Genomic DNA, 20,595 nt, shown 5'->3' on the forward strand with positions numbered 1-20,595 from the left:
ACTTAAATTGAATTTAGGATTCAAAAAAATGAATATCGTTTTCAAAAGCTGTTCCTACAACTACAAGGTCTGCTCCCATTTCATACACTTTCTGAATTTGTGACAAAGCTACAATTCCACCGCCAACAATTACTGGAATATTTACATTTTGAGAAATCAGCTGAATCATTTCTAACGGAACAGCTTGCTTTGCTCCACTTCCTGCTTCTAAGTAAATTAATTTATTCCCTAACATTTCGCCTGCCAGAGCTGTTGCTAATGCCAAATCAAGATTTGTTCTATCTAATGGTTTTGTTTTGCTTACTCGTGCAACCGCAGTTTCATTGCCGCTTTCAATTAAAATATATCCTGTTGAAATAATCTCCAGATTCATTTTTTTTAAGATTGGCGCTGCCTGAACCTGATATTCGATTAAATAATCCGGATTTCTACCCGACAATAATGATAAAAACAAAATTGCATCTGCTTGTGGTGAAATTTGCGATGGGTCTCCAGGAAAAATCATAACTGGCAAATTAGTTTTTAATTTTAACTGAAAAACTAAATCTTCCAAAACAGTACTTTCGACCAAACTACCTCCTACAAAAATATGTGTTGCTGGTGATTGATTAATTTTTTGCAATAAGCTATCAAGGTTTTGCCAAGTAATTTTATCTGGATCCAAAAGAATCGCAAGTAATTTTCGATTCTCAACTTTGGCCAAACGTATTTCTTTATATATGTTTTGTAATTTTTGTCCCATAGCGAGCGTAAAAGTAAAAGTTTTTTTATGCAAGAGAACTATTTCGAATCAATTATATTTGTGTATTCGCTTTAACTAACGAAAGAAACAAACCTATGATTGCTATTGAATTACTTGAAAAATACGACGCAATACAGAAAAAATTCACAAAAACAACTGTTGTTTTTAAAGAAGGTAAGTTGCCTGCGTACTATTATCAGATTCTTTCGGGCGAAGTAAAAATGAATAATTATAATGATGATGGTCGGGAATTTATTCAGTGAATTTTCTATAAAGGTCAATCATTTGGAGAACCTCCTTTATTCTTAAATCAAAAGTATCCTGCTAGTGCTGTTATTGTAGAAGATGCCGAAATACTTTGTGTTCCTAAGGAAAGTTTCATGAAATTATTAAATGAAAACCCTGCAATAAGTATTAAAATTATCGAAAACTTAGCACAACGATTGTATTACAAATCGGTAATGGCTGCCGAAATATCTACTCATGAACCCGAACATCGTGTATTACGATTGATTGACTATGCTATTGCAAATTTTAATTTTAAGAAAGATGCAAATGGACACCTCATCAATTTTACGCGACAACAAATTGGTGATTTATCTGGACTTCGGGTTGAAACCGTAATACGTGCTATAAAATCTTTGGAGAAAAAAGGCGAATTAAAAATTATAAACCGGAAAGTGTACCGATAGTTTTTGCTTTATGATTTGAGTCATAAATGTAAGATATATGTGAACCGTAACTTTGTTACTCTAAAATTATATATCATGACACTTTATAACTCAACATTCGAAAATTTTAATAAAAGTTACATTGGCTCTGCAACTATGGCAATTATTGGACAAAGCTGTCTTGGTGCAGCTGCAGCAATGTTTGTTCTGGCTAATGGAACATCGGTAACACAAATGATTCAGCTTGCTATAATTGTTTTTGCTAATATCATTGCTAATACTTCTATCCTGGCACAAATGAGCCATAAAACGGTTTTTAACCTAATTATAACAAGCGTCTTTTTTAGTATCTTGTTTATTATTATAAATAACATTTAGTTATGAAAAAACAAATAGAAAACAGAGAAGATATATCGCTTCTGGTAAACACTTTCTATACAAAAATAAGAGCCAATACTGAGATTGGCTTTTATTTTAATGATATGATTAAAGATTGGGATGAACACCTGGAGAAACTAACTGATTTTTGGGAAACCAATTTATTCGCTGTCAAAAAATACAAGGGCAATCCTATTGAAGCGCACAATAAAGTTGATGATCATTTTAACCATCAGATTTCATCGCATGAGTTTGGAATCTGGCTAAATGTGTGGTTTGAAACCCTGGAAGAACTTTTTGAAGGAGAAAATGTAGAAACTCTTAAACGAAGAGCTCGAAAAATGAGTACGTTTCTTTATTTGAATATGTTTGAAAACCGCTCGAAAGCCTAGATAATATTACGCGGATTATTACACAACGGTTCGCACTGATTACTGAAACTAAATACTGCGACTATTTTTTACCACGCAGATTTGGCTGATTTAGCAGATTATTATTTTGATTTTACTGAATACTGCAACTGAAAACCGAGACTTTTCACTGAAACTGAAAACTGCGACTGAATACTAATTGCTAGAAACTACTTCTCCAGCGCGTAGACTAAAGTAAAGTTTTCTATTTCTTCATAGTAGACTACAAAGTCTTTTACCAAATCATCAAAATGTAGGCTTGCCAATGTTTTGTTTTCCTCCAGAGAGAAAGAATTTACACGAATATGGTCTTTAAAACTGATTCCTTTTTCATTTCGGATTTTGAAGATGGCTTCTTTTGCGCCCCAAATTACGGTGAGTTTTTTTATGTATTCTTCTAATGCATTTGGGTCTAAATAATCGAATTCTCTATCGACAAATTTATCAGCAATTCTTAAGATTTTTTCGCGTTGAAGTTCGATATCGATTCCTACGGTTTCTTCGCTAATAATTATTGCCGAAAAATTATGCGAATGTGTAATTGATATATGATTGTGGCAACTTAAATACGGTTTTCCGAATTGGTCATAATGCAAATCCAGATCGGTAAAACCTGCTTCTTGCATAAGCATACGCACACTTAAGAATCCTCGTTTATGCAAATCAGATTTCATTCCGTTTAAACGAAGTTGTGTTTTTTCTTTTAAAACTACTTTATCAAGCAACTCTTCGAAAGACTCGGTTATCTTCCAAATTAAAATTTGTGTTGTTGGGTTAAACTGTATTGTTTGATGTAAAGGCATTTGTTTTAATTGTGAATTATAAATTATGAATTATAAATTTTGCTTCTGTCGAAAATACCCTGAAACCAAACATTATAATTTACTCTTTTACTATATTTTAAAAAATTAGGAGTTTGTATAAACTCGTAATATCTAATGTTTTTAGCCCCGATAGTAGCGGCATCCTTTTTTCATGCTTTTTTTGCATGGAAAAAGATATAGCGAATAGCGGGATTAGCTTCTCACTCTTACTATACTTTGATGGGTATTTAAATTATTCAGCTAATGTTCAAAAGATTAAGTGATTAAACATTTCACAAATCTTTTAGAAATTAGTTAAATTATAAAGTTATTCCGTAAATTTGCAAAAAATTTTACAATTACAAATATACTATAAATGAGTACTACAACTATGCCTTTTGTGGCTTTCAAAGTAAAAGACATCTCTCTAGCGGCTTGGGGAAGAAAAGAAATTGAACTAGCTGAAGCTGAAATGCCAGGTTTAATGGCGCTTCGTGCTGAATATAAAGACGAACAACCTCTTGCAGGTTCTCGTATTGCAGGATGTTTACACATGACTATCCAGACTGCAGTTTTAATCGAAACTTTAATTGCTCTTGGTGCTGAAGTTACTTGGAGTTCTTGTAACATTTTCTCTACTCAAGATCAGGCTGCTGCTGCTATTGCTGCTGCTGGAATTCAGGTTTATGCTTGGAAAGGTCTTAACGAAGAGGATTTTGACTGGTGTATCGAGCAAACTTTATTCTTTGGTGAAGACAGAAAACCATTGAACATGATTCTTGATGATGGTGGAGATTTAACTAATATGGTTATTGACCGTTACCCTGAATTGGTTGCTGGAATTAAAGGTTTGTCTGAAGAAACTACAACTGGTGTACACAGACTTTACGAAAGAGTAAAAGCTGGAACTTTGCCAATGCCTGCAATTAACGTAAATGACTCTGTTACTAAATCTAAATTTGATAACAAATACGGGTGTAAAGAATCTGCTGTAGATGCTGTACGTCGTGCAACTGACTTAATGTTAGCTGGAAAAAGAGTTATCGTTTGTGGATACGGTGATGTTGGAAAAGGAACTGCTGCTTCTTTCAGAGGTGCAGGATCTATTGTAACAGTTACTGAAATTGACCCAATTTGTGCTTTACAAGCTGCAATGGACGGTTATGAAGTTAAAAAATTAAACACTGTAATTGCTAATGCTGATATCATCATTACAACTACTGGAAATAAAGATATCGTTCTTGGAGAGCACTTCGAGCAAATGAAAGACAAAACTGTTGTTTGTAACATCGGACACTTTGATAACGAAATTGATATGGCTTGGTTGAACAAAAACCACGGTGCATCTAAAATCGAAATCAAACCTCAGGTTGACAAATATACTATTGCTGGAAAAGATATCATCGTTCTTGCTGAAGGACGTTTAGTAAACCTTGGTTGTGCTACAGGTCACCCAAGTTTTGTAATGAGTAACTCATTTACAAACCAAACTTTGGCACAAATCGAATTATGGAAAAACAGTGCTGCTTACAACAATGACGTTTACATGTTACCTAAACATTTAGATGAAAAAGTTGCTGCTTTGCACTTAGCTAAATTAGGAGTTGAATTGGAAACTTTACGTGACGATCAAGCTGCTTATATTGGTGTTCCAGTTGAAGGTCCATTCAAACCAGAATACTACAGATACTAGATTAATTTTAGATTTAAGATTATAGTCCCGAAGCTTCGGGATAGATTTTTAAAATTAACTGAATATTAGAACCCTTGCAGAAATGTGAGGGTTTTTGTATTATTGTAACAATCTAAAAAACATGAAAAATTATATTTTTATCATTATTTTTTTAATTGTGTCTATTGAATTAACCGCCCAAGGCAATTCTAAATATGAATTTCAAAAAGACAGATTTGATTTAGGAGAATCTTTTTTACAAAAAGGGCAAAATGAAAAAGCAATCCAATTATTTTTTTTTGCCCATCATATTATTCCCGACAACGAACTAGGACAAATTGCATATAAAAAATACGATTCCTTAAAATCAATCGTCAGAGAAAATTTGTTGAAAAACATATCTGGAAATTGGAAAAAAATTAGCACCGATTTAAATTGGGTTATGCCCGATGAAAATGGTTTGATCGGAGAAATGTTAACAATTAATTCCAATGAAATATTATTTTTTGAGCTTTACAAAAAATCGAAAGAATGGTGTTTCATAAAAACTGAGCCAGTGATTTTTTGTAAAAAAGCAGAAATTGCGACTTACATCGACTATGATTCTAACTTTACAGAATTTGTGTATAAAAATAAAGAAGTTTGGCGATATTCTATTGATGAAAATTCAGGGATTTTAAATGCTTATTTTATCGGTTTTGAAACAGAAAATGGAGTTTCTGAGATGATATGCGGTAATTCTCACTTTCAATATTTTAAGTTACAATAATTTATCTCTACAATTTATCAAAATCTCACCCAACCAGGCATAAAAAACATTTCACTCAAAAAATTGCACGTTTATAAATATCTACTTACTTTTAATAATTAAAATAAGAATCTATTTCTCAAATACTTAAATAGTACAAACTTGAAAAAAACAACTTTTTTAATCATCTTCTTATTTTTACTTATTCTCCCGCAAATTATTTTTTCTCAGGAAAAGAAACCTAAAGTCGTTTTAGTCTTAAGTGGTGGCGGAGCAAAAGGAATTGCGCATATTCCGCTTTTACAAAAACTAGATTCTCTACACATCGTTCCCGATCTTATTGTAGGGAATAGTATGGGAAGCGTTATAGGAGGCTTATATGCCATGGGATATTCTGGCGATAGTATCGAAAAATTAACCAAAAACATTAATTGGGATAAATTACTTGGCGGAGGCCAGTCGTTAAGATCTGTAAGTGTAGAGGAAAAAAGAGAATTTCAGCGCTATTTAGTTGGAATAGGAATTAAAGATAAAAAACTAAACAGCGTTGGCTCTCTGTTAAATGATCAAAATTTAAGAGAATACCTTGCTGAATTGACCTATCCTGTATATAATGTTAAAGATTTTGACAGTCTGCCAATACCGTTTAGAGCCATGGCTACCGATTTATCCGAAGGAAAAGAAGTTATTCTAAGCAAAGGTAATCTTGCTTATGCCATGAGAGCCAGTATGTCTCTGCCTGCTATTTTTAAACCCATGGCATATGAAAAAACAGTATTAGTTGATGGTGGTGTAATGAATAATTTCCCTACAGATGTTGCTAAACAAATGGGTGCCGATATTATTATTGGTAGTGATGTAGGTGGTGGATTGGAGCCAATAGACAAACTGAACAATCTTGTGACTATATTGACACAAACCAGTATGTTCCCGAGTAATATTAAGAATCCAGCAAACCGAAAACTCTGTACTATCTTAGTTGATCATTTGCCGAACTTACGTTTTTCTACCGCTGATTTTGCAGATAGTGATGAAATCTACAAAGATGGTAAAATCGCAACAGCAGAAAATCTTCCCGCTTTAATTGCATTATCCGAAAAATTAAAAGGATACACACAACGAATTCACGAATTACCAAACATGCCTCCAGAATTTGTTCTTGACACAATTGTTTACAAAAAAATTAGTCCCGAAAACCTTGCTTTGGTATTAGGAAGAACAAATCTTAAAACAAATACAAAATATACCACCAAAGATTTAATAGCAGGCATTAACAGAGCCATGGGTACCAATCTTTTTGATGAAATTACATACAGTTATTTCATCAAAGATGGCGACAAACTAGGAGTTACTCTATTTGGACATGAACGCGCCAAAAACCAACTCAACACATCCGTACATTACGATACTTACCGAGGCGTTGGAATCATTTTTAATTACACCGCAAGAAATGTTCTTGCCAGAGCATCTCGTCTTCTTGTAACAGTGGATATTGCAGAGCAGCCAAAAGCAAGGATCAATTTTCAGAAAAACTTCGGAAAAAACAGAGACTGGTGGTGGTCATCTGAACTTTATGGAGCATTTTTAAGGCAAGAAATTTATTTTGATGGTAAAGCTTCAGATAATGTACTTTATAATTATTTTGAATTTAATAATGAGATTAACAGAAATTTAAATTCATTAAAAAGTTATTTTGGCTATGGTTTACACTATCAATATGCCAATTTAAAACCAAAATACGACAGAGAATACAATCCTAACTCAATCGACATCACCGATTACTCCTTAAACAGTATCGAAGTAAACATGCATTATGCCTACAATAATATGGATAAAGTTTTCTTTGCCGAAAATGGAACAATTATAAAAGCAAATGTAACCCGCTCATTGTTAACAGATGTCTACACCTCTTTTAACGACCCAGATCAAACAAGCATATCTGGTGCAACCAATGGTTATACAAAATTTGGTTTCAGCTTTGAAAAAAGAGCTCTTATAAGAAAGAAAATCACAGGAATCATTGCGTTTGATTCTTATTTTATTTTTGAGGATAAACTTAAAGACGATCAAATTTCATATTCAGATTTTGGTTATGCTTCAAAATATTTCTTAGGAGGAATTATACCAAGTTCTGGTAGCAATCGTTTTTCATTTCCTGGCCTACATGAAGACGAACTCAATGTTTCACAATATATGGGCTTAAAAATTGCTTCTCAAATAAATCTTATGGGAAAAATCTATCTTACTCCCCATTTTAATATTGCAACTGTTGGGTTTGAATCTTTTGATAAATACATTAATAAGGCATTTAGTCCAAAAGGAAAATGGGATGATGGCTTCGACCCTAGCCTTGTAATATCTGGAGGTGCCGCGATTTCCTATCAATCCATTTTGGGCCCAATCCATTTTGATACTTCCTGGATAAATAATATCGATAAAGTAAGATTGTTTTTTAGTGTCGGATTATCACTAAATCCTTAAGAAAAATCGGATTTCTTTTTTAAATCTTAAATCTATCCCGAAGCCTTGGGACATAAATCTAAATTTTATAATTTGGGCGTGCCACCATTAAAAAAAATACCCAATAAGCATTACGTTCATTGGGTATTTTTTTTAACGCTGTCGGGCTATCCGGGCTACTTTGGTAGCTACCTCCTATCCCTCACGCAAACAAAATCATCAAATTAATTTAAGACCTTTCTTTTTACATTCAGGAAGTAACTCCTAGATTATATTTATATATTAGCTATAAAACATTATTGGGATAAAGAAAATGTTTTAAAATCAAATCAAGAACTAGTTGATGATATCAACGTAATGAACTTGAATATTTTAAAACCTCAACTATCTATAATGTAAACAAACCCGATTAGATTAATTACGATTAAAAATATGATTGAAAAAGTTATATGTGAACTACATGGTTCAAAAGATATGTCTTTTGCCTGTATTCATCTTGCAATGGCAATAGACAAAAAAGAAAAAGTTGGCTTTTTTTATTCTGAAGCCGAAGAAAATCTTCCGCAAATTGCTTGGTGTGGATCATGTGAGCAATGGTTACTCGATAACGGCGAAGAGTGGAATGAAGCATTTGAAAATTTAGCCGATTTCAAAATATTATGCTCCGATTGTTATGACGAAGCCAAAGAAATACAGTTCGGAACTGATAAAATATAAACAAACATGATTTCTACAAAAGACTTTAAATTATTACCTAATAAAAATTCACTCCAGAATATCTGCAAAGCAATTTCAGTTCTGGACGCTATTATTTGCCAAGAATGGGAATATCGATATTACTCCTACAACTCTAAATGGGGAGAAGGAGAAGAGTATTGCGGAATGAGAGACGGATCTGGAGATTTAATGAATATTCTTTTTCTCGAAAATCATTGCGTAATAAATGGTTTTGCACACGAATATCAGCATAACGCGAAAAGTGATCTGACTAGAAACCTTCCTGAGATTTATAATGACTTTATTTTTGGTGAGCCTGTTGCATCCTTTGGAACAACATTTTGTTTGTGGACAAACGAAACCGAGAATTGGGAAGTTGGAACTATTGAAGATTATAATGACAACTCAGCAGAATTACTAACTATTTTTGATGGAAATCCGCAAACATATATCGATTGGGCAAGCGAGTATTTTGATGAATCTTATAAAGAAACTGGAATTCCATTAAAAACTGTAACCGAAATTTATCAAGGTAAAATCTTGACCAAAGAAATGGTTTTGTCTATTGTAGACGAAATTGAAGATTGGGAATTACTAGAAGAAGATTTAAAAGAAATAAATTACGAATACGATTTTAAATAGATAAACAGCAATGAAACGCATTTTCTTCCTCTATATATTTCTCCTTATAAACTGTATGTCATTTGCACAAAATAATGATACATGGACTGCATTCTGGGACAAAGACACGACGCATACCGGATATAAAGATAAAAACGACATTATAAAAATCGAACCTAAATTTATGGGAATGACAATTGCCAATAAATTTGATGATATTATTGTTGTTTCCGAAGAAGAAAATGAAAGTTGGAAAAACTATTATCTAACAAAGACTGGAAAAATAGTTGGTCGAGATAGTTTGTATATATTCGACAATGGTCCTGATTGCGAAAACGAAGGTTTTATTAGATTTCGAGACCCAAAAACTGATAAAATGGGGGTGTTTAATGGTGATGGCAAAATTGTAATTCCTGCCGAATATAGCAGCCTAACCAAAGTTACAAACGGAATGATTATAGCATTAAAAGGCGCCGAAAAAGTAAATGATAATCATGGTGGAGGTTGCAATCATTTTAGTTGGGCTGGTGGAAATGACTATCTTATTGATACTAATAACAAAATCTTTATCGAGAATTTTGTATATAATGATGAGCTGAATTTTTATTCTTTGCAAAAATCAAAAGAACCAAGCTTAGACCCGATAAGAGAAAATTTCCTTGGTGTTGATGGACAATACTATTCATTTATAAATTATGATAAAGAATTTAAATTGTGGCTAAAAAACAATTTACTCACAGATTTATCCAAAGAGAATTTACTAAAACATTCCTATGAAGAATTTTTCTATTGGAAAGAACCAGTTGGCTGGATAAATGAACCAAAAACTAAGTTCATTAATAAAAACTACAAACTCATAAAAGATAAATTGCTAGAACTTAGCAATCCTACTTGTGATTACTTTGTTACGACAGATGGCCTAAATCAATTTATCTACGAAGCAGACAAATACAATCAGTACTTTAATAATTGTAATGAATCCAAAGACTGGAAATATCCAATGAAGAGTATTATTATTAATCACCGTGATAAAAAAGATTCCACGCAGGATCATTTTGATTTCCTGAGAACCGAAAATGGGTATCAATTAATAAGTGTTTCTATCCGTAAAGGGAAACTTAAATAGATTTTTAAATCCTTCTCACAAAATAAATCATGACAAAAGAAGATTTTAAAATCAGTCTGGAAAAAGCCCTTGACGGACTTATAGATTTTACACAGGAAATGGTAATAAACAAATTACCATACGATTGTAAATTCATAATTAAAACTAATTGTTCATACGATGGAAATGAATTAGAAAATGATGAAGAAATTTATCCTGATAATAAAATCGATGAATCAAGCTCGATTAATCCTACTACAAAATCGACTGTAATTGATTATTTATGGCGAAATGGTAAAGTCCCACAATGGATTAATGTTCAGGTTAATAGTTGTGATTCAAATTTTAGCTACATAACATTAGAGTGCTGCGGAAGATACTCGGCTTTTTTAAATCATAAGGATGGTCCTTTTCGTGGGTTAGGACCTAGTATTCCCTATCGCTATTATGATCCAATTTCTGAAAAACTCATCCAAAAAGTAGATTTGAATGAAATAAAACAATATTCAATAAATTCTTCTTTTCACTAAAACACAAAGGTTAACTTTGTAAAAACGTGAATTATGAAAAACTTCTTCTTTTTAGGAATTGCTATTATATTTGAAATTATCGCCACATCGGCATTAAAAAAATCAGAACAGTTTACTCAACTTATTCCAAGCATAATAACTTTTATAGGATATGCAGGTGCATTTTATTTCCTTAGTTTTGCTATAAGAACAATTCCTGTTGGTGTTGCCTATGCTATTTGGTCTGGAGTTGGGATTGTATTAATTACTATTATTGGAGCTATATTTTTTAAACAAACTCCCGATTTACCAGCAATAATCGGATTGTCATTAATCATTATTGGCGTTGTTGTTATCAATGTTTTTTCTAAAACTGCATCACATTAAGTAAGTCAAAAGTTTAAATGTCGTAAAGTCAAAAGAATCAATATTGGGAATAATAGCTTGAAATCAATTTGTTGTGTTATTTTGTCAAATTTTGAAACACGACATTATACAATGGTTGCTACTTAGATTAAAAAATTAGTTAAAAAAAACAGGAAAACATTTTATGAATCTGTTTTTCCTGTTTCTATTCTAATCCTTAAAATTATTTATGGTCGAGGGCCAGGTCCGCCACCACCTCCAGGACCACCACTTGAAAAAGTTCCTACACTTGTTACCATAGTACTTGTAGTGAATATTTCGGCGGAAGTACCTCCGCTAAAAGAACTATTTTGGTACAAACCATGGAAATCTGTTCCGCCCGATGTATTCCCCCCTTTATAAATTGTATAGTTGGTGTTTGCTTGCAAATCTGGACTACTAAACAATAATACCATTTCACGTTGATAAGTACGTGGCATTTTCACAGTCAATACTTCCTTATTTCCAGTGGTAGACTGTATATTAATTAATTGTCCTGCTGTAATGCTGCTTGTACCGTACACTAAAGAATGTTGAGTTGAAACATTTGCTGTCGGGTTACTGGTCGCTCCACCAATACCAACCAATGTCCCTCCAGTAATCTTAAAAGTATTATCATCACAATCAAATCCCTCCTCTGGAGCATCTGTTCCTGACGAAATAATCGTTCCACCAGTAATGGTCATTGTCCCGTTAGAATCTATACCATCGTTTGTAGCACTATAAGAGTAAACGTAACCACCGTTGATTGCAATATGTTTTGCCGCATTTATACCATCATCATACGCTTCAATTTCAATTGTTCCTCCGTTAATAATGATTGTCGCTTTGCTTTCCATTCCCTCAGCTTCTGTTTTACTTGTTTTAACTGTAATTGTACCAGCATTAACTGTAAGATCTCCTTCACTTTTAATACCTTTTGCAGCTGTATCATTAGTACCATATTTAAATTGATCTCCAGTCGTAGTAACCGTTGTTGTCCCACCATCAAAAATAAGCGTACCATCTACATTAATTCCTTTCCCTCCTGCTCCCGAACTATTAATTGTAATAATACTATTGCCTGAAACAATCATATTTCCTGCACATTTGATTCCTGCACAAGATGAAATATCTTTATCCTCAGTATCATAATAAGCGCTACCCGTTGTTGTTAGCGTGAGATTTCCGTTACTTATTGTTACGTTACCTTTACTCTTAATGCTTTTGGCTCCGTTGCCAGAAACGGCTAAGTTCATCGTTCCTCCAGTGATGTTGATGTAAGGAACAATTGTTATATCAGTTCCTGTGTATGATGTTTTTAGACCATCGCCCACACTTTGCGTAATAATGGTTCCACCATTTATCTGAATATATCCTTTTTCGCATTCAATAGCATCGCTTGCAGAGGTAATATTCAGTGTTCCTCCCTCCATACGGAAATAATCATTGGCATGAATACCATCTTTTACAGTTCCAGCTATAGTGATAGTTCCATCATCTATACGAATATAGTCGTTACTACAAATTGCATGCTTATTTCTTGCCTGAACAAGTAGATTTCCTGAACCTCCAAATATCAATTGCCCTTTACTAAATAGCGTTCCTTTCATATCTTCATCACCAGAAGTCATGTAAGTTGTTCCGTCTACCAAACGGTTAGAAGAACCCGCCAGTAAATTAACTGATACTTTTTTGCCAGATTGTATATTCACAGCTGGTCCATCCGTGCTAACAATGTCAACACCGTTCAAAGCCAATCCAAATTTATATTCACTGTAAATCTTGAAGGAACCAACTTTTGTTGTTCCTGACAAAACATAATTTACTTCAGTATCAGTTATGGTAGATGTCACCACAACCTTACCACCACTTTGTATTATACTTACACCTTTGTCAGCAAACGGGTTATTAATTACAGCTTGGTCTCCAGAAAAAGCAATAGTTACACTATTCTCAAGTGTAATATCAGTTCCAATAACCTTAAAATCGTCGTCGACAATAATTTCAGAATTTACATCTTCTTCTTTTACTGCATCATCACTACTACATGCGGTGAAAAAAAAAGGAATCATTCCAAGAAAAATGATTAAGAATGTTTTTGTTTTCATAATAGTATATTTTTAAAATATTTTCTTACAAATAAACCGTTTTTGCTTTACCATTGCAAATACATTCGACGTACTCTTAAAACAAGTCAACGAACAGACAATATCTATCGACTAAATTTAGATTTTCATATTGAGTGGAATATCTTTTCTATTAAAATTGTAGTAGTATCGAAAGATGAACTTTAAACTTTTAAATAAGGAATTAAGATTAGCAAATTAATGTTATCCAACAAATTTTAAAAACATACAGGATTCATTTTAATTACTATCATCGGGGCAGTATTTTTTAAACAAACTCCCGATTTACCTGCAATAATAGGATTGGCATTAATTATTATAGGTGTTGTTGTTATCAATGTTTTTTCTAAAACTACAACACATTAGATTAAAAAATAGTACTTTTGATAGTATCAAATGATACTATCATGAAGCCTCCATATGACATTACTCCAATTATATTAAAACTTATCAGTTCTATTTCTGAAAAAATTGGAGCACTAAACGCCGTTAATTTAGACAAACAATCTCCTCAGTTAAGAAAACAAAACAGAATAAAAACAATTCATTCTTCTTTACAAATTGAAGGAAATACTTTGACAGAAGAACAAATTACAGCTTTAATAGAAAACAAACGTGTCATTGGTCCTGAAAAAGATGTCCTTGAAGTTCTTAATGCCATTAAGGTATATGAAAAATTAGATCAGTACAAATCAACATCATCTAAAAGCTTTTTAGATGCACATTCTACATTAATGAAAGGTTTAATTCCTGATTTTGGAAAATACCGACAACAAGGTGTTGGAATAGTAAAAGGTTCAAAAGTTACACATGTTGCCCCGCCACATGACAATGTTCCTCATTTAATGAATGATTTATTTGATTATTTAAAAGATAAAGATGAATTAACTCTAATAAAAAGTTGTGTTTTTCATTATGAAATGGAGTTCATTCATCCTTTTTTAGATGGAAATGGTAGAATGGGAAGATTATGGCAAACCTTAATTTTAATGAATGAATATCCCGTTTTTGAATTTTTACCTTTTGAATCTTTAATTAGCCAGACCCAAAAAGAATATTACAAATCACTTGAAACAAGCGACAATACTGGAAAATCAACTCACTTTATTGAGTATATGCTTGGGGTCATAAATACATCGTTGGAGAATTTATTGAACTACAACAATAGAACAATAAGAGATATAGACCGCCTGGATTACTTTTCGATGCTAGGAGTTCGTGAATTTACAAGAAAAGATTACATGAATGTTTTTAAAGAAATATCATCTGCTACAGCAAGTAGGGATTTAAAAAAAGGAGTGGAACTTAAGATTTTTAAAATTGAAGGAAATCAAAATAAAACAAAGTACATTTTACTATAAATTGAATTTCTTTATCATCTAATTACAAATACAATGAACTTCCGAAAAGCTACTATTTCCGATTTAAAAGAAATGCAGGAATTGTATATCGAAACTATAAAACATGTTTGCAAAGACGATTATAATCCAGCCCAAATTGATGCATGGATTTCGGGAGTTGATAATACCGAACGCTGGATTGAAGTTATTAATACACAATTTGTTTTATTAGCAATTATAGCAAATAAAATTACTGGTTTTGGAACTTTAAAAGATGGAAATTACATCGACTTCTTTTACATTCATAAAGAGTATCAACGACAAGGAATCGCTGATAGAATCTTAACCGAATTAGAACTTGAAGCAAAAAAATATCCCAACGCTTTGGGACAAAAAACCATAACATCTGACATAAGTATAACAGCAAAACCATTCTTCGAAAAGAAAGGCTTTATAGTAAAAGCCGAACAACGAAATATAAGATTAGGCGTAGAACTGATTAATTACAAAATGGAAAAAGATTTATAGCGAACTTTATAATCTCGGAAAGTTTTAATTTTAAAATTTATGCCAATCTTTGTCGATGTCCTTTATGCTCCTTCGACTTCGCTCAGGATGCCAATATTGCGAAAATAAATTTACGCCCTTTTGAGTTTTCGAGTAAAAAACATCGCGTTCTTTACGTAAAACCTTAGCGCACTTTGCAGTTAAAAAAACACAGCAAGTTTCGGATTTTATGACCGAAGAATCCTGTCGATATTTGTATTATAAAATTGAACGAAATGAATACACAGGAAAACATTAATTATAATCGCATTGCCGATGCAATAGATTATATCAAAGCTAACTTTAAGGAGCAACCCAACTTAGATGAGGTTGCCGAAAAAGTGCATTTAAGTCCGTTTCACTTTCAACGTTTATTTACCGAATGGGCAGGAACAAGTCCGAAGAAATTCTTGCAATATATTAGTGTCGAACACGCAAAAAAAATCCTCAAAGAAAACAATCAGGCAACTTTATCTGATGCCGCTTTCGATACTGGTCTTTCGGGTACAAGTCGCCTTCATGACTTATTTGTAAACATCGAAGGAATGACGCCAGCCGAATATAAAAACGGAGGTAAAAACCTGGAAATTAATTTCAGTTTTGCCGAAAGTCCGTTTGGGAATATTATTGTTGCTTCGACTAGTAAAGGTGTTTGTTTTATGGCTTTCGCCGAAAATGAAGAAACTGGTTTTGAAAATTTACAACACAAATTCCCAAATGCAACATTCTCCCGAAAACTAGATTTAGTACAACAAAATGCGTTGTTTATTTTTCAGAATGATTGGAGTAAATTATCCGAAATAAAACTGCATTTAAAAGGAACTGATTTCCAATTAAAAGTTTGGGAAACGCTACTAAAAATTCCAATGGGACAACTCTCCACCTACGGTTCTATCGCACAACAAATAGAAAAGCCTAATGCTTCGCGTGCAGTAGGAACTGCGATTGGCAGTAATCCTGTAGCTTTTCTTATTCCTTGTCATCGTGTGATTCAAGCTTCTGGAACTTTTGGCGGATATATGTGGGGAAATACCCGAAAAACTGCTATTATCGGTTGGGAAGGCGTACAAGTAAATCCAATAATATAAAACTACACAACATATACATGTAGAGACACACCGCAGTGCGTCTAACGTTTCGTATTTCCACGAGAGAATCTTTGTCGACAATCTTTGCGTAGACGCACTGCGGTGCGTCTCTACAGGATGGAAATTGCGGTAAAATATAATACATAATTTTTTCACGCAGAATTAGCAAATATGGCAGATTTATAAATCATTTTAATCTTTTAATCTGTGGTAAAAAATAGGATAATCTTTGCGTAGACGTATTACGGTGCATCTCTACAGACAAACTGTATGTGAATGATTCTTCATAATAAATTCAATAACATCTAAAATTACCATGCAAAATATACAATCAAAAATTGCTTCTCTTAATTGGGAAAGCATCACCGAATCTATGCACGAAAATGGATTTGCAATAATTCCGAATGTGCTTAATAACGATCAATGTGAAGATTTAAAATTTGACTATTCAAATCCTAATTTATACCGAAAAACGGTCGTTATGGAACGTTATCGATTTGGTTTAGGCGAATACAAATATTTTAATTATCCATTGCCAGATTTAATCCAAACAATTCGAACAGCTATTTATCCTAAACTCGCTCCAATTGCAAACGCCTGGATGAAAGTATTAAATATCAATACTATTTTCCCCGAAACGCACGAGAAATTACTCGAACAATGTCACGCCAATAATCAATTAAAAGCAACTGTTTTAATTTTAAAATATGGCAAAAGCGGTTTTAATACCTTACATCAGGATTTATATGGCGATGTTTATTTTCCGATTCAGATTGTACTTTTTCTAAACGAACCCGATGAAGATTTTACTGGTGGCGAATTTGTATTAACACAACAAACTCCCAGAGCACAATCGAAAGCCATTGTTCTGAAACCCAAAAAAGGAGATATTCTAGTTTTTACCACCAATTTTAGACCCGTAAAAGGTTCTAAAGGTTATTACCGCGTTAATATGAAACATGGTGTTAGTGAGATTCATTCTGGGGAACGACACACGCTTGGGATTATTTTTCATGATGCGTTGAGTTAAGGTACAAAGGTGCTGAGGTACTAAGGCACAAAGGTTTTAACACACAGTATATCTGTAGAGACGCACCGCAGTGCGTCTAACATCACGTAAATTAATCCATGAGGACAATCTTCGTGTAGACGCACTGCGGTACGTCTCTACAGGATAAAAATTGCGGTAAAATATAATACATAATTTTTTTCACGCAGATTTAGCAGATATGGCAGATTTGTAAATCATTCTAATCCTTTTAATCTGTGGCAAAAAATATGACAATCTTTACGGGAGATGCACTGCGGTGCGTCTCTACAGTAAAACAAACGTATAAAAGAAATGATTCAACACAATAAAATTTCCGATTCAGATCTCCGGAATAAAATTAAAAATGCAGAAATTTGCTTTGGTGGAAACCGAAAGCTAAAAATTTACGGAACTTTAAAATGTTCTTCTGGTAAAAGAATGAAACGTGAAAATCGAGTTTTCTTTTTATCCGAAGATGAAGCTAAACAAAATAACTTTAGACCTTGTGGACATTGTATGAAAGCTGAATATAAAAACTGGAAAGATGGACTTATTTAATCCCGAAATAGACGAAACGACCAATTTATTACCTAAAGACGGAACTGTAAATTATTATGGTAAACTATTTTCCAGAGAAAATTCGAATCACTATCGAGATATATTACTCAATACTATCGAATGGAGAAATGACGAAGCAATTATCTTTGGGAAATTAATAATTACAAAACGTAAAGTGGCTTGGTATGGCGATTCTCCTTTTGAATACACTTATTCTAACACTACAAAAAAGGCACTTCCGTGGACTAAAGAATTATTAGAATTAAAAACTGTTATCGAAGAAAAAACCGGAGAAACCTTTAATTCTTGTTTGCTTAATTTATATCATTCTGGCGATGAAGGAATGGCTTGGCATAGCGATGCCGAAAAAGATTTGAAAAAGAATGGTGCTATTGCTTCGATAAGTTTTGGAGCGGAACGAAAGTTTGCCTTTAAACATAAAGATACTAAAGAAACCGTTTCTTTAATCTTAGAGCATGGTAGTTTATTGGTCATGAAAGATACTACTCAAACCCATTGGTTACATCGATTACCTCCAACTAAAACAATATCTAAACCTAGAGTAAACTTGACTTTTAGAACTATTGTTGAGTAATTTTTTGAACCATTAAAAGATTAAGATTCATTAAGTATGTGAATCAAGGATTGGGTTTTGTATTAAGCATAAATTCTTAATCTCATAATACTAAATTATAACCCACATTTTTTGTAGATATCTAATATAACTGATTCTTTCCCTAAAAGATAATTATCTATATCGTGAGGGAATTTTTCGGCCATTTCTATTTTTATCTGGCTATATCTGTCCCTTTCATCTGCATGTGTGCGTAGGTAATTCCGAAAAGTGACATGGCGTTTTAACTCATTCGACTCTTTGTTGCATACATATAAATGATGCTCCATAAGGTGTTCCTTATTTTTATAACTAAAGGCATCTCGGCCATCAATACCTAAATTACCTACATGTTCATAACCTATCTTTTTTAGTTTCTGTTTTACAATCAGAAACCTATCGTTTTCGATTACAATATCTATATCTATAATCGGTTTTGCGTGCAAACCTTCTACAGATGTACTACCTACATGTTCAATTGATAATACCTCATCTTTTAAAACAACGAGTAATTCTCTTTCGATTTTTTTAAATTCATCCGCCCAATTAGGATTGTACGGAACGACAATTATATTCCAATTTTCAGCACCTATCATATAGCAATTTTTTGCAAATATAATAATTGGTTATTAACGCTTCTTGGGGAAAACATTATTATAGGAAACTGACAATGCATCTTGTAGCATTGGCTCTGGAACTTTGGCAAGATCTACAATTGTCCAGCCTTGTTGTCCCCATTTATTAGGTACGGGATAAAAGAATTTTTCGCTTGAAGCGCAAAAAACAGATTGTTCGATTTCATTAAACTTCAATACTCCTTGGTTTTTATTTACATCGAGTGTTGCAAATATTTTCTTCTTCACTCGAAAAGAAGTCTTTTCAAAATGTGGTTCTTCGGTTGCTTCTGAGAATGATAGAGCTAACTTTCTAAATGTTTCAATCGATACCATGATAGCTTATTTTAAAGTTAAACTCTAATTTTTACCAACCTTGATTTAGTCCATTTTTAAGAACCTCATCATATTTATCTTTATCAAAAGTATATAAATTTGGAGCTTTGTGCGCTACATTACTTTTCTTTTCGTCGAGCTTATTCAAGATTCCGATATTGGTTATTTTTCGGAGAAAGTTTCTTCTATCGAGTTTTCTATCCAAAATCGTTTCATATAATTTTTGAAGCTCGGGAATCGTAAATTTTTCAGGCAACAAATTATATCCTACTGGTATTAAATTCAACTCATTTCGGAGTGTAATCAAAGCTTTATCTAGAATTTCTTTGTGATCCAAGATTAATTCTGGAACTTCTTTGTGATCAACCCACTCTATTAATTCTTCTTTTTTACTTTGTTGTGGAACCGTTTGTAAAAAATCGACCAAGGCATAATATCCTACGGTTACAAATCGTTGCGAAAGCCATTTTCCTGCCTCTCTGGGAATTTTTAGATGGTCTAAAATTGCATTACCAAAATGCTTATCGTTTCTTTTTACTTTACCAAAAGTAGCAAATTGTCTCAAAAAAATACCTTCTACTCCTGTCCTGATTTTAAGTACTCTTACTGCTGCATCATCTATATCTTCATTTATAGGGACAAATCCGCCGGGTAATGACCATTTATTTTCATACGGGGTTTTAATTAGCAAAACTTTAAGCTGATTATCATGGAATCCAAAAATTACACAATCTATAGAAAGTCCTGGCTGATAGTCTTCATGAGTATATATAGTGGTATTTATCATGCATTTATTATTTGTTCAAATTTTATCCGACATAAAATAAATGTGCAATTTAGCTTATTTTCAATAAACGAAAATCAATCTTATTTTCTAACACCGTTTTTGCAATTAAAGCAGGCTATAGCACCAATTTTTTATGCTTTAAAAAATCATAAATTAATGTCAAATTTACAATCAAATATAAAACGACTTAAAAAAAATAAGTACATTGCGTCATAATAACACATTTAATACTTCGCTTGTTATTTTTCTTCAAAAAAACAATTAATAAGCTAATTATAAGGTATTAATGTCCAGTTAAAAAAATTACTGTTCTGTAACAAAAAAATAAAAAGGC

The 20,595-nt window shown here is 32.8% G+C and carries 22 protein-coding genes and 1 pseudogene; 17 read left to right on the plus strand and 6 right to left on the minus strand.

Annotation, left to right across the window (positions count from 1 at the left end):
- Window positions 1-13: 13 nt before the first annotated feature.
- On the minus strand, window positions 14-742 hold the full coding sequence (locus AC3IPI_RS02525; RefSeq protein WP_489156909.1) for a phosphoglycerol geranylgeranyltransferase: 729 nt from the start codon (window positions 740-742) through the stop codon (window positions 14-16).
- Between the two features lie 95 nt (window positions 743-837).
- Here AC3IPI_RS02525 and AC3IPI_RS02530 point away from each other — a divergent pair.
- The 3 genes and pseudogenes from AC3IPI_RS02530 to AC3IPI_RS02540 all read left to right on the plus strand — a co-directional run bounded on the left by AC3IPI_RS02530 (window position 838) and on the right by AC3IPI_RS02540 (window position 2,183).
- Window positions 838-1,434: pseudogene (locus AC3IPI_RS02530) on the plus strand (Crp/Fnr family transcriptional regulator).
- Window positions 1,435-1,509: 75 nt separating this feature from the next.
- Window positions 1,510-1,791 carry a hypothetical protein gene (locus tag AC3IPI_RS02535; protein ID WP_039111840.1) on the plus strand — a complete coding sequence of 94 codons (282 nt, stop codon included), beginning with the start codon at window positions 1,510-1,512 and terminating at the stop codon, window positions 1,789-1,791.
- A 2-nt stretch (window positions 1,792-1,793) separates the two neighbouring features.
- A complete protein-coding gene (locus AC3IPI_RS02540) occupies window positions 1,794-2,183 on the plus strand; it encodes a group III truncated hemoglobin (RefSeq protein ID WP_489156911.1) in 390 nt (129 codons plus the stop codon).
- A 188-nt stretch (window positions 2,184-2,371) separates the two neighbouring features.
- Here the strand turns inward: AC3IPI_RS02540 and AC3IPI_RS02545 are convergent, their stop codons facing one another.
- Entirely contained in the window at window positions 2,372-3,004 is a 633-nt protein-coding gene (locus tag AC3IPI_RS02545) for a 4'-phosphopantetheinyl transferase family protein (RefSeq protein WP_489156913.1), read from the minus strand.
- 376 nt (window positions 3,005-3,380) lie between these two features.
- Between AC3IPI_RS02545 and ahcY the strand changes: the two genes are divergently transcribed.
- From ahcY to AC3IPI_RS02585, 8 genes are all read left to right on the plus strand, one after another.
- Window positions 3,381-4,697, plus strand: coding sequence for an adenosylhomocysteinase (gene ahcY / locus AC3IPI_RS02550; protein WP_489156915.1), 1,317 nt, complete (start codon window positions 3,381-3,383; stop codon window positions 4,695-4,697).
- A gap of 121 nt (window positions 4,698-4,818) precedes the next feature.
- Window positions 4,819-5,445, plus strand: coding sequence for a hypothetical protein (locus AC3IPI_RS02555; protein WP_489156917.1), 627 nt, complete (start codon window positions 4,819-4,821; stop codon window positions 5,443-5,445).
- 141 nt (window positions 5,446-5,586) lie between these two features.
- A complete protein-coding gene (locus tag AC3IPI_RS02560; protein WP_489156919.1) occupies window positions 5,587-7,905 on the plus strand; it encodes a patatin-like phospholipase family protein in 2,319 nt (772 codons plus the stop codon).
- Window positions 7,906-8,316: 411 nt separating this feature from the next.
- Window positions 8,317-8,601, plus strand: a complete 285-nt coding sequence (locus tag AC3IPI_RS02565; protein ID WP_039111834.1) for a hypothetical protein — start codon at window positions 8,317-8,319, stop codon at window positions 8,599-8,601.
- Window positions 8,602-8,607: 6 nt separating this feature from the next.
- The gene (locus tag AC3IPI_RS02570; protein WP_489156921.1) at window positions 8,608-9,243 is read left to right on the plus strand and encodes a hypothetical protein; all 636 of its coding nucleotides are present in this window, start codon (window positions 8,608-8,610) and stop codon (window positions 9,241-9,243) included.
- Between the two features lie 55 nt (window positions 9,244-9,298).
- Window positions 9,299-10,348, plus strand: coding sequence for a hypothetical protein (locus tag AC3IPI_RS02575; RefSeq protein ID WP_489156923.1), 1,050 nt, complete (start codon window positions 9,299-9,301; stop codon window positions 10,346-10,348).
- A 29-nt stretch (window positions 10,349-10,377) separates the two neighbouring features.
- Window positions 10,378-10,857: a hypothetical protein gene (locus tag AC3IPI_RS02580; RefSeq protein ID WP_489156925.1), complete on the plus strand. Its 480-nt coding sequence runs from the start codon at window positions 10,378-10,380 to the stop codon at window positions 10,855-10,857.
- A 33-nt stretch (window positions 10,858-10,890) separates the two neighbouring features.
- Complete coding sequence (locus AC3IPI_RS02585) at window positions 10,891-11,223, plus strand: DMT family transporter (RefSeq protein WP_489156927.1); 333 nt, start codon at window positions 10,891-10,893, stop codon at window positions 11,221-11,223.
- A 206-nt stretch (window positions 11,224-11,429) separates the two neighbouring features.
- On the opposite strand, the gene AC3IPI_RS02590 is transcribed toward AC3IPI_RS02585, so the two are convergent.
- Entirely contained in the window at window positions 11,430-13,331 is a 1,902-nt protein-coding gene (locus AC3IPI_RS02590; RefSeq protein WP_489156929.1) for a carbohydrate-binding domain-containing protein, read from the minus strand.
- Between the two features lie 425 nt (window positions 13,332-13,756).
- Here AC3IPI_RS02590 and AC3IPI_RS02595 point away from each other — a divergent pair, with 425 nt between their 5' ends.
- The 6 genes from AC3IPI_RS02595 to AC3IPI_RS02620 all read left to right on the plus strand — a co-directional run bounded on the left by AC3IPI_RS02595 (window position 13,757) and on the right by AC3IPI_RS02620 (window position 18,506).
- Window positions 13,757-14,710 carry a Fic family protein gene (locus AC3IPI_RS02595; protein WP_489156931.1) on the plus strand — a complete coding sequence of 318 codons (954 nt, stop codon included), beginning with the start codon at window positions 13,757-13,759 and terminating at the stop codon, window positions 14,708-14,710.
- A 33-nt stretch (window positions 14,711-14,743) separates the two neighbouring features.
- A complete protein-coding gene (locus AC3IPI_RS02600) occupies window positions 14,744-15,217 on the plus strand; it encodes a GNAT family N-acetyltransferase (RefSeq protein WP_489156933.1) in 474 nt (157 codons plus the stop codon).
- A gap of 254 nt (window positions 15,218-15,471) precedes the next feature.
- Window positions 15,472-16,323 carry a methylated-DNA--[protein]-cysteine S-methyltransferase gene (locus AC3IPI_RS02605; RefSeq protein WP_086894839.1) on the plus strand — a complete coding sequence of 284 codons (852 nt, stop codon included), beginning with the start codon at window positions 15,472-15,474 and terminating at the stop codon, window positions 16,321-16,323.
- Between the two features lie 316 nt (window positions 16,324-16,639).
- Window positions 16,640-17,353 (plus strand): 2OG-Fe(II) oxygenase, encoded by a 714-nt coding sequence (locus tag AC3IPI_RS02610; protein WP_489156935.1) that lies wholly within the window; start codon window positions 16,640-16,642, stop codon window positions 17,351-17,353.
- A gap of 312 nt (window positions 17,354-17,665) precedes the next feature.
- Complete coding sequence (locus AC3IPI_RS02615) at window positions 17,666-17,911, plus strand: Ada metal-binding domain-containing protein (protein WP_489156937.1); 246 nt, start codon at window positions 17,666-17,668, stop codon at window positions 17,909-17,911.
- Entirely contained in the window at window positions 17,898-18,506 is a 609-nt protein-coding gene (locus AC3IPI_RS02620; RefSeq protein ID WP_489156939.1) for an alpha-ketoglutarate-dependent dioxygenase AlkB family protein, read from the plus strand. Before AC3IPI_RS02615 ends, AC3IPI_RS02620 begins: the two co-directional genes overlap by 14 nt.
- 95 nt (window positions 18,507-18,601) lie before the next feature.
- Here AC3IPI_RS02620 and AC3IPI_RS02625 read toward each other — a convergent pair whose 3' ends face one another.
- From AC3IPI_RS02625 to AC3IPI_RS02635, 3 genes are read right to left on the minus strand one after another with little or no spacing between them, the layout of a single operon-like run.
- Window positions 18,602-19,120: a GrpB family protein gene (locus AC3IPI_RS02625; protein ID WP_489156940.1), complete on the minus strand. Its 519-nt coding sequence runs from the start codon at window positions 19,118-19,120 to the stop codon at window positions 18,602-18,604.
- Between the two features lie 33 nt (window positions 19,121-19,153).
- Window positions 19,154-19,474 (minus strand): MmcQ/YjbR family DNA-binding protein, encoded by a 321-nt coding sequence (locus AC3IPI_RS02630; protein WP_489156942.1) that lies wholly within the window; start codon window positions 19,472-19,474, stop codon window positions 19,154-19,156.
- A 31-nt stretch (window positions 19,475-19,505) separates the two neighbouring features.
- Complete coding sequence (locus tag AC3IPI_RS02635; RefSeq protein ID WP_086896402.1) at window positions 19,506-20,261, minus strand: NUDIX hydrolase; 756 nt, start codon at window positions 20,259-20,261, stop codon at window positions 19,506-19,508.
- Between the last annotated feature and the right edge of the window lie 334 nt (window positions 20,262-20,595).

It is taken from the genome of Flavobacterium sp. GL_143 (assembly GCF_057834355.1).

Bases quoted from the DNA above. Each gene is read 5' to 3' on its own strand.
- AC3IPI_RS02525 (WP_489156909.1), bottom strand. From the start codon at position 742: ATGGGACAAAAATTACAAAACATATATAAAGAAATACGTTTGGCCAAA.
- AC3IPI_RS02535 (WP_039111840.1), top strand. From the start codon at position 1,510: ATGACACTTTATAACTCAACATTCGAAAATTTTAATAAAAGTTACATT.
- AC3IPI_RS02540 (WP_489156911.1), top strand. From the start codon at position 1,794: ATGAAAAAACAAATAGAAAACAGAGAAGATATATCGCTTCTGGTAAAC.
- AC3IPI_RS02545 (WP_489156913.1), bottom strand. From the start codon at position 3,004: ATGCCTTTACATCAAACAATACAGTTTAACCCAACAACACAAATTTTA.
- ahcY (WP_489156915.1), top strand. From the start codon at position 3,381: ATGAGTACTACAACTATGCCTTTTGTGGCTTTCAAAGTAAAAGACATC.
- AC3IPI_RS02555 (WP_489156917.1), top strand. From the start codon at position 4,819: ATGAAAAATTATATTTTTATCATTATTTTTTTAATTGTGTCTATTGAA.
- AC3IPI_RS02565 (WP_039111834.1), top strand. From the start codon at position 8,317: ATGATTGAAAAAGTTATATGTGAACTACATGGTTCAAAAGATATGTCT.
- AC3IPI_RS02570 (WP_489156921.1), top strand. From the start codon at position 8,608: ATGATTTCTACAAAAGACTTTAAATTATTACCTAATAAAAATTCACTC.
- AC3IPI_RS02575 (WP_489156923.1), top strand. From the start codon at position 9,299: ATGTCATTTGCACAAAATAATGATACATGGACTGCATTCTGGGACAAA.
- AC3IPI_RS02580 (WP_489156925.1), top strand. From the start codon at position 10,378: ATGACAAAAGAAGATTTTAAAATCAGTCTGGAAAAAGCCCTTGACGGA.
- AC3IPI_RS02585 (WP_489156927.1), top strand. From the start codon at position 10,891: ATGAAAAACTTCTTCTTTTTAGGAATTGCTATTATATTTGAAATTATC.
- AC3IPI_RS02590 (WP_489156929.1), bottom strand. From the start codon at position 13,331: ATGAAAACAAAAACATTCTTAATCATTTTTCTTGGAATGATTCCTTTT.
- AC3IPI_RS02595 (WP_489156931.1), top strand. From the start codon at position 13,757: ATGAAGCCTCCATATGACATTACTCCAATTATATTAAAACTTATCAGT.
- AC3IPI_RS02600 (WP_489156933.1), top strand. From the start codon at position 14,744: ATGAACTTCCGAAAAGCTACTATTTCCGATTTAAAAGAAATGCAGGAA.
- AC3IPI_RS02605 (WP_086894839.1), top strand. From the start codon at position 15,472: ATGAATACACAGGAAAACATTAATTATAATCGCATTGCCGATGCAATA.
- AC3IPI_RS02610 (WP_489156935.1), top strand. From the start codon at position 16,640: ATGCAAAATATACAATCAAAAATTGCTTCTCTTAATTGGGAAAGCATC.
- AC3IPI_RS02615 (WP_489156937.1), top strand. From the start codon at position 17,666: ATGATTCAACACAATAAAATTTCCGATTCAGATCTCCGGAATAAAATT.
- AC3IPI_RS02620 (WP_489156939.1), top strand. From the start codon at position 17,898: ATGGACTTATTTAATCCCGAAATAGACGAAACGACCAATTTATTACCT.
- AC3IPI_RS02625 (WP_489156940.1), bottom strand. From the start codon at position 19,120: ATGATAGGTGCTGAAAATTGGAATATAATTGTCGTTCCGTACAATCCT.
- AC3IPI_RS02630 (WP_489156942.1), bottom strand. From the start codon at position 19,474: ATGGTATCGATTGAAACATTTAGAAAGTTAGCTCTATCATTCTCAGAA.
- AC3IPI_RS02635 (WP_086896402.1), bottom strand. From the start codon at position 20,261: ATGATAAATACCACTATATATACTCATGAAGACTATCAGCCAGGACTT.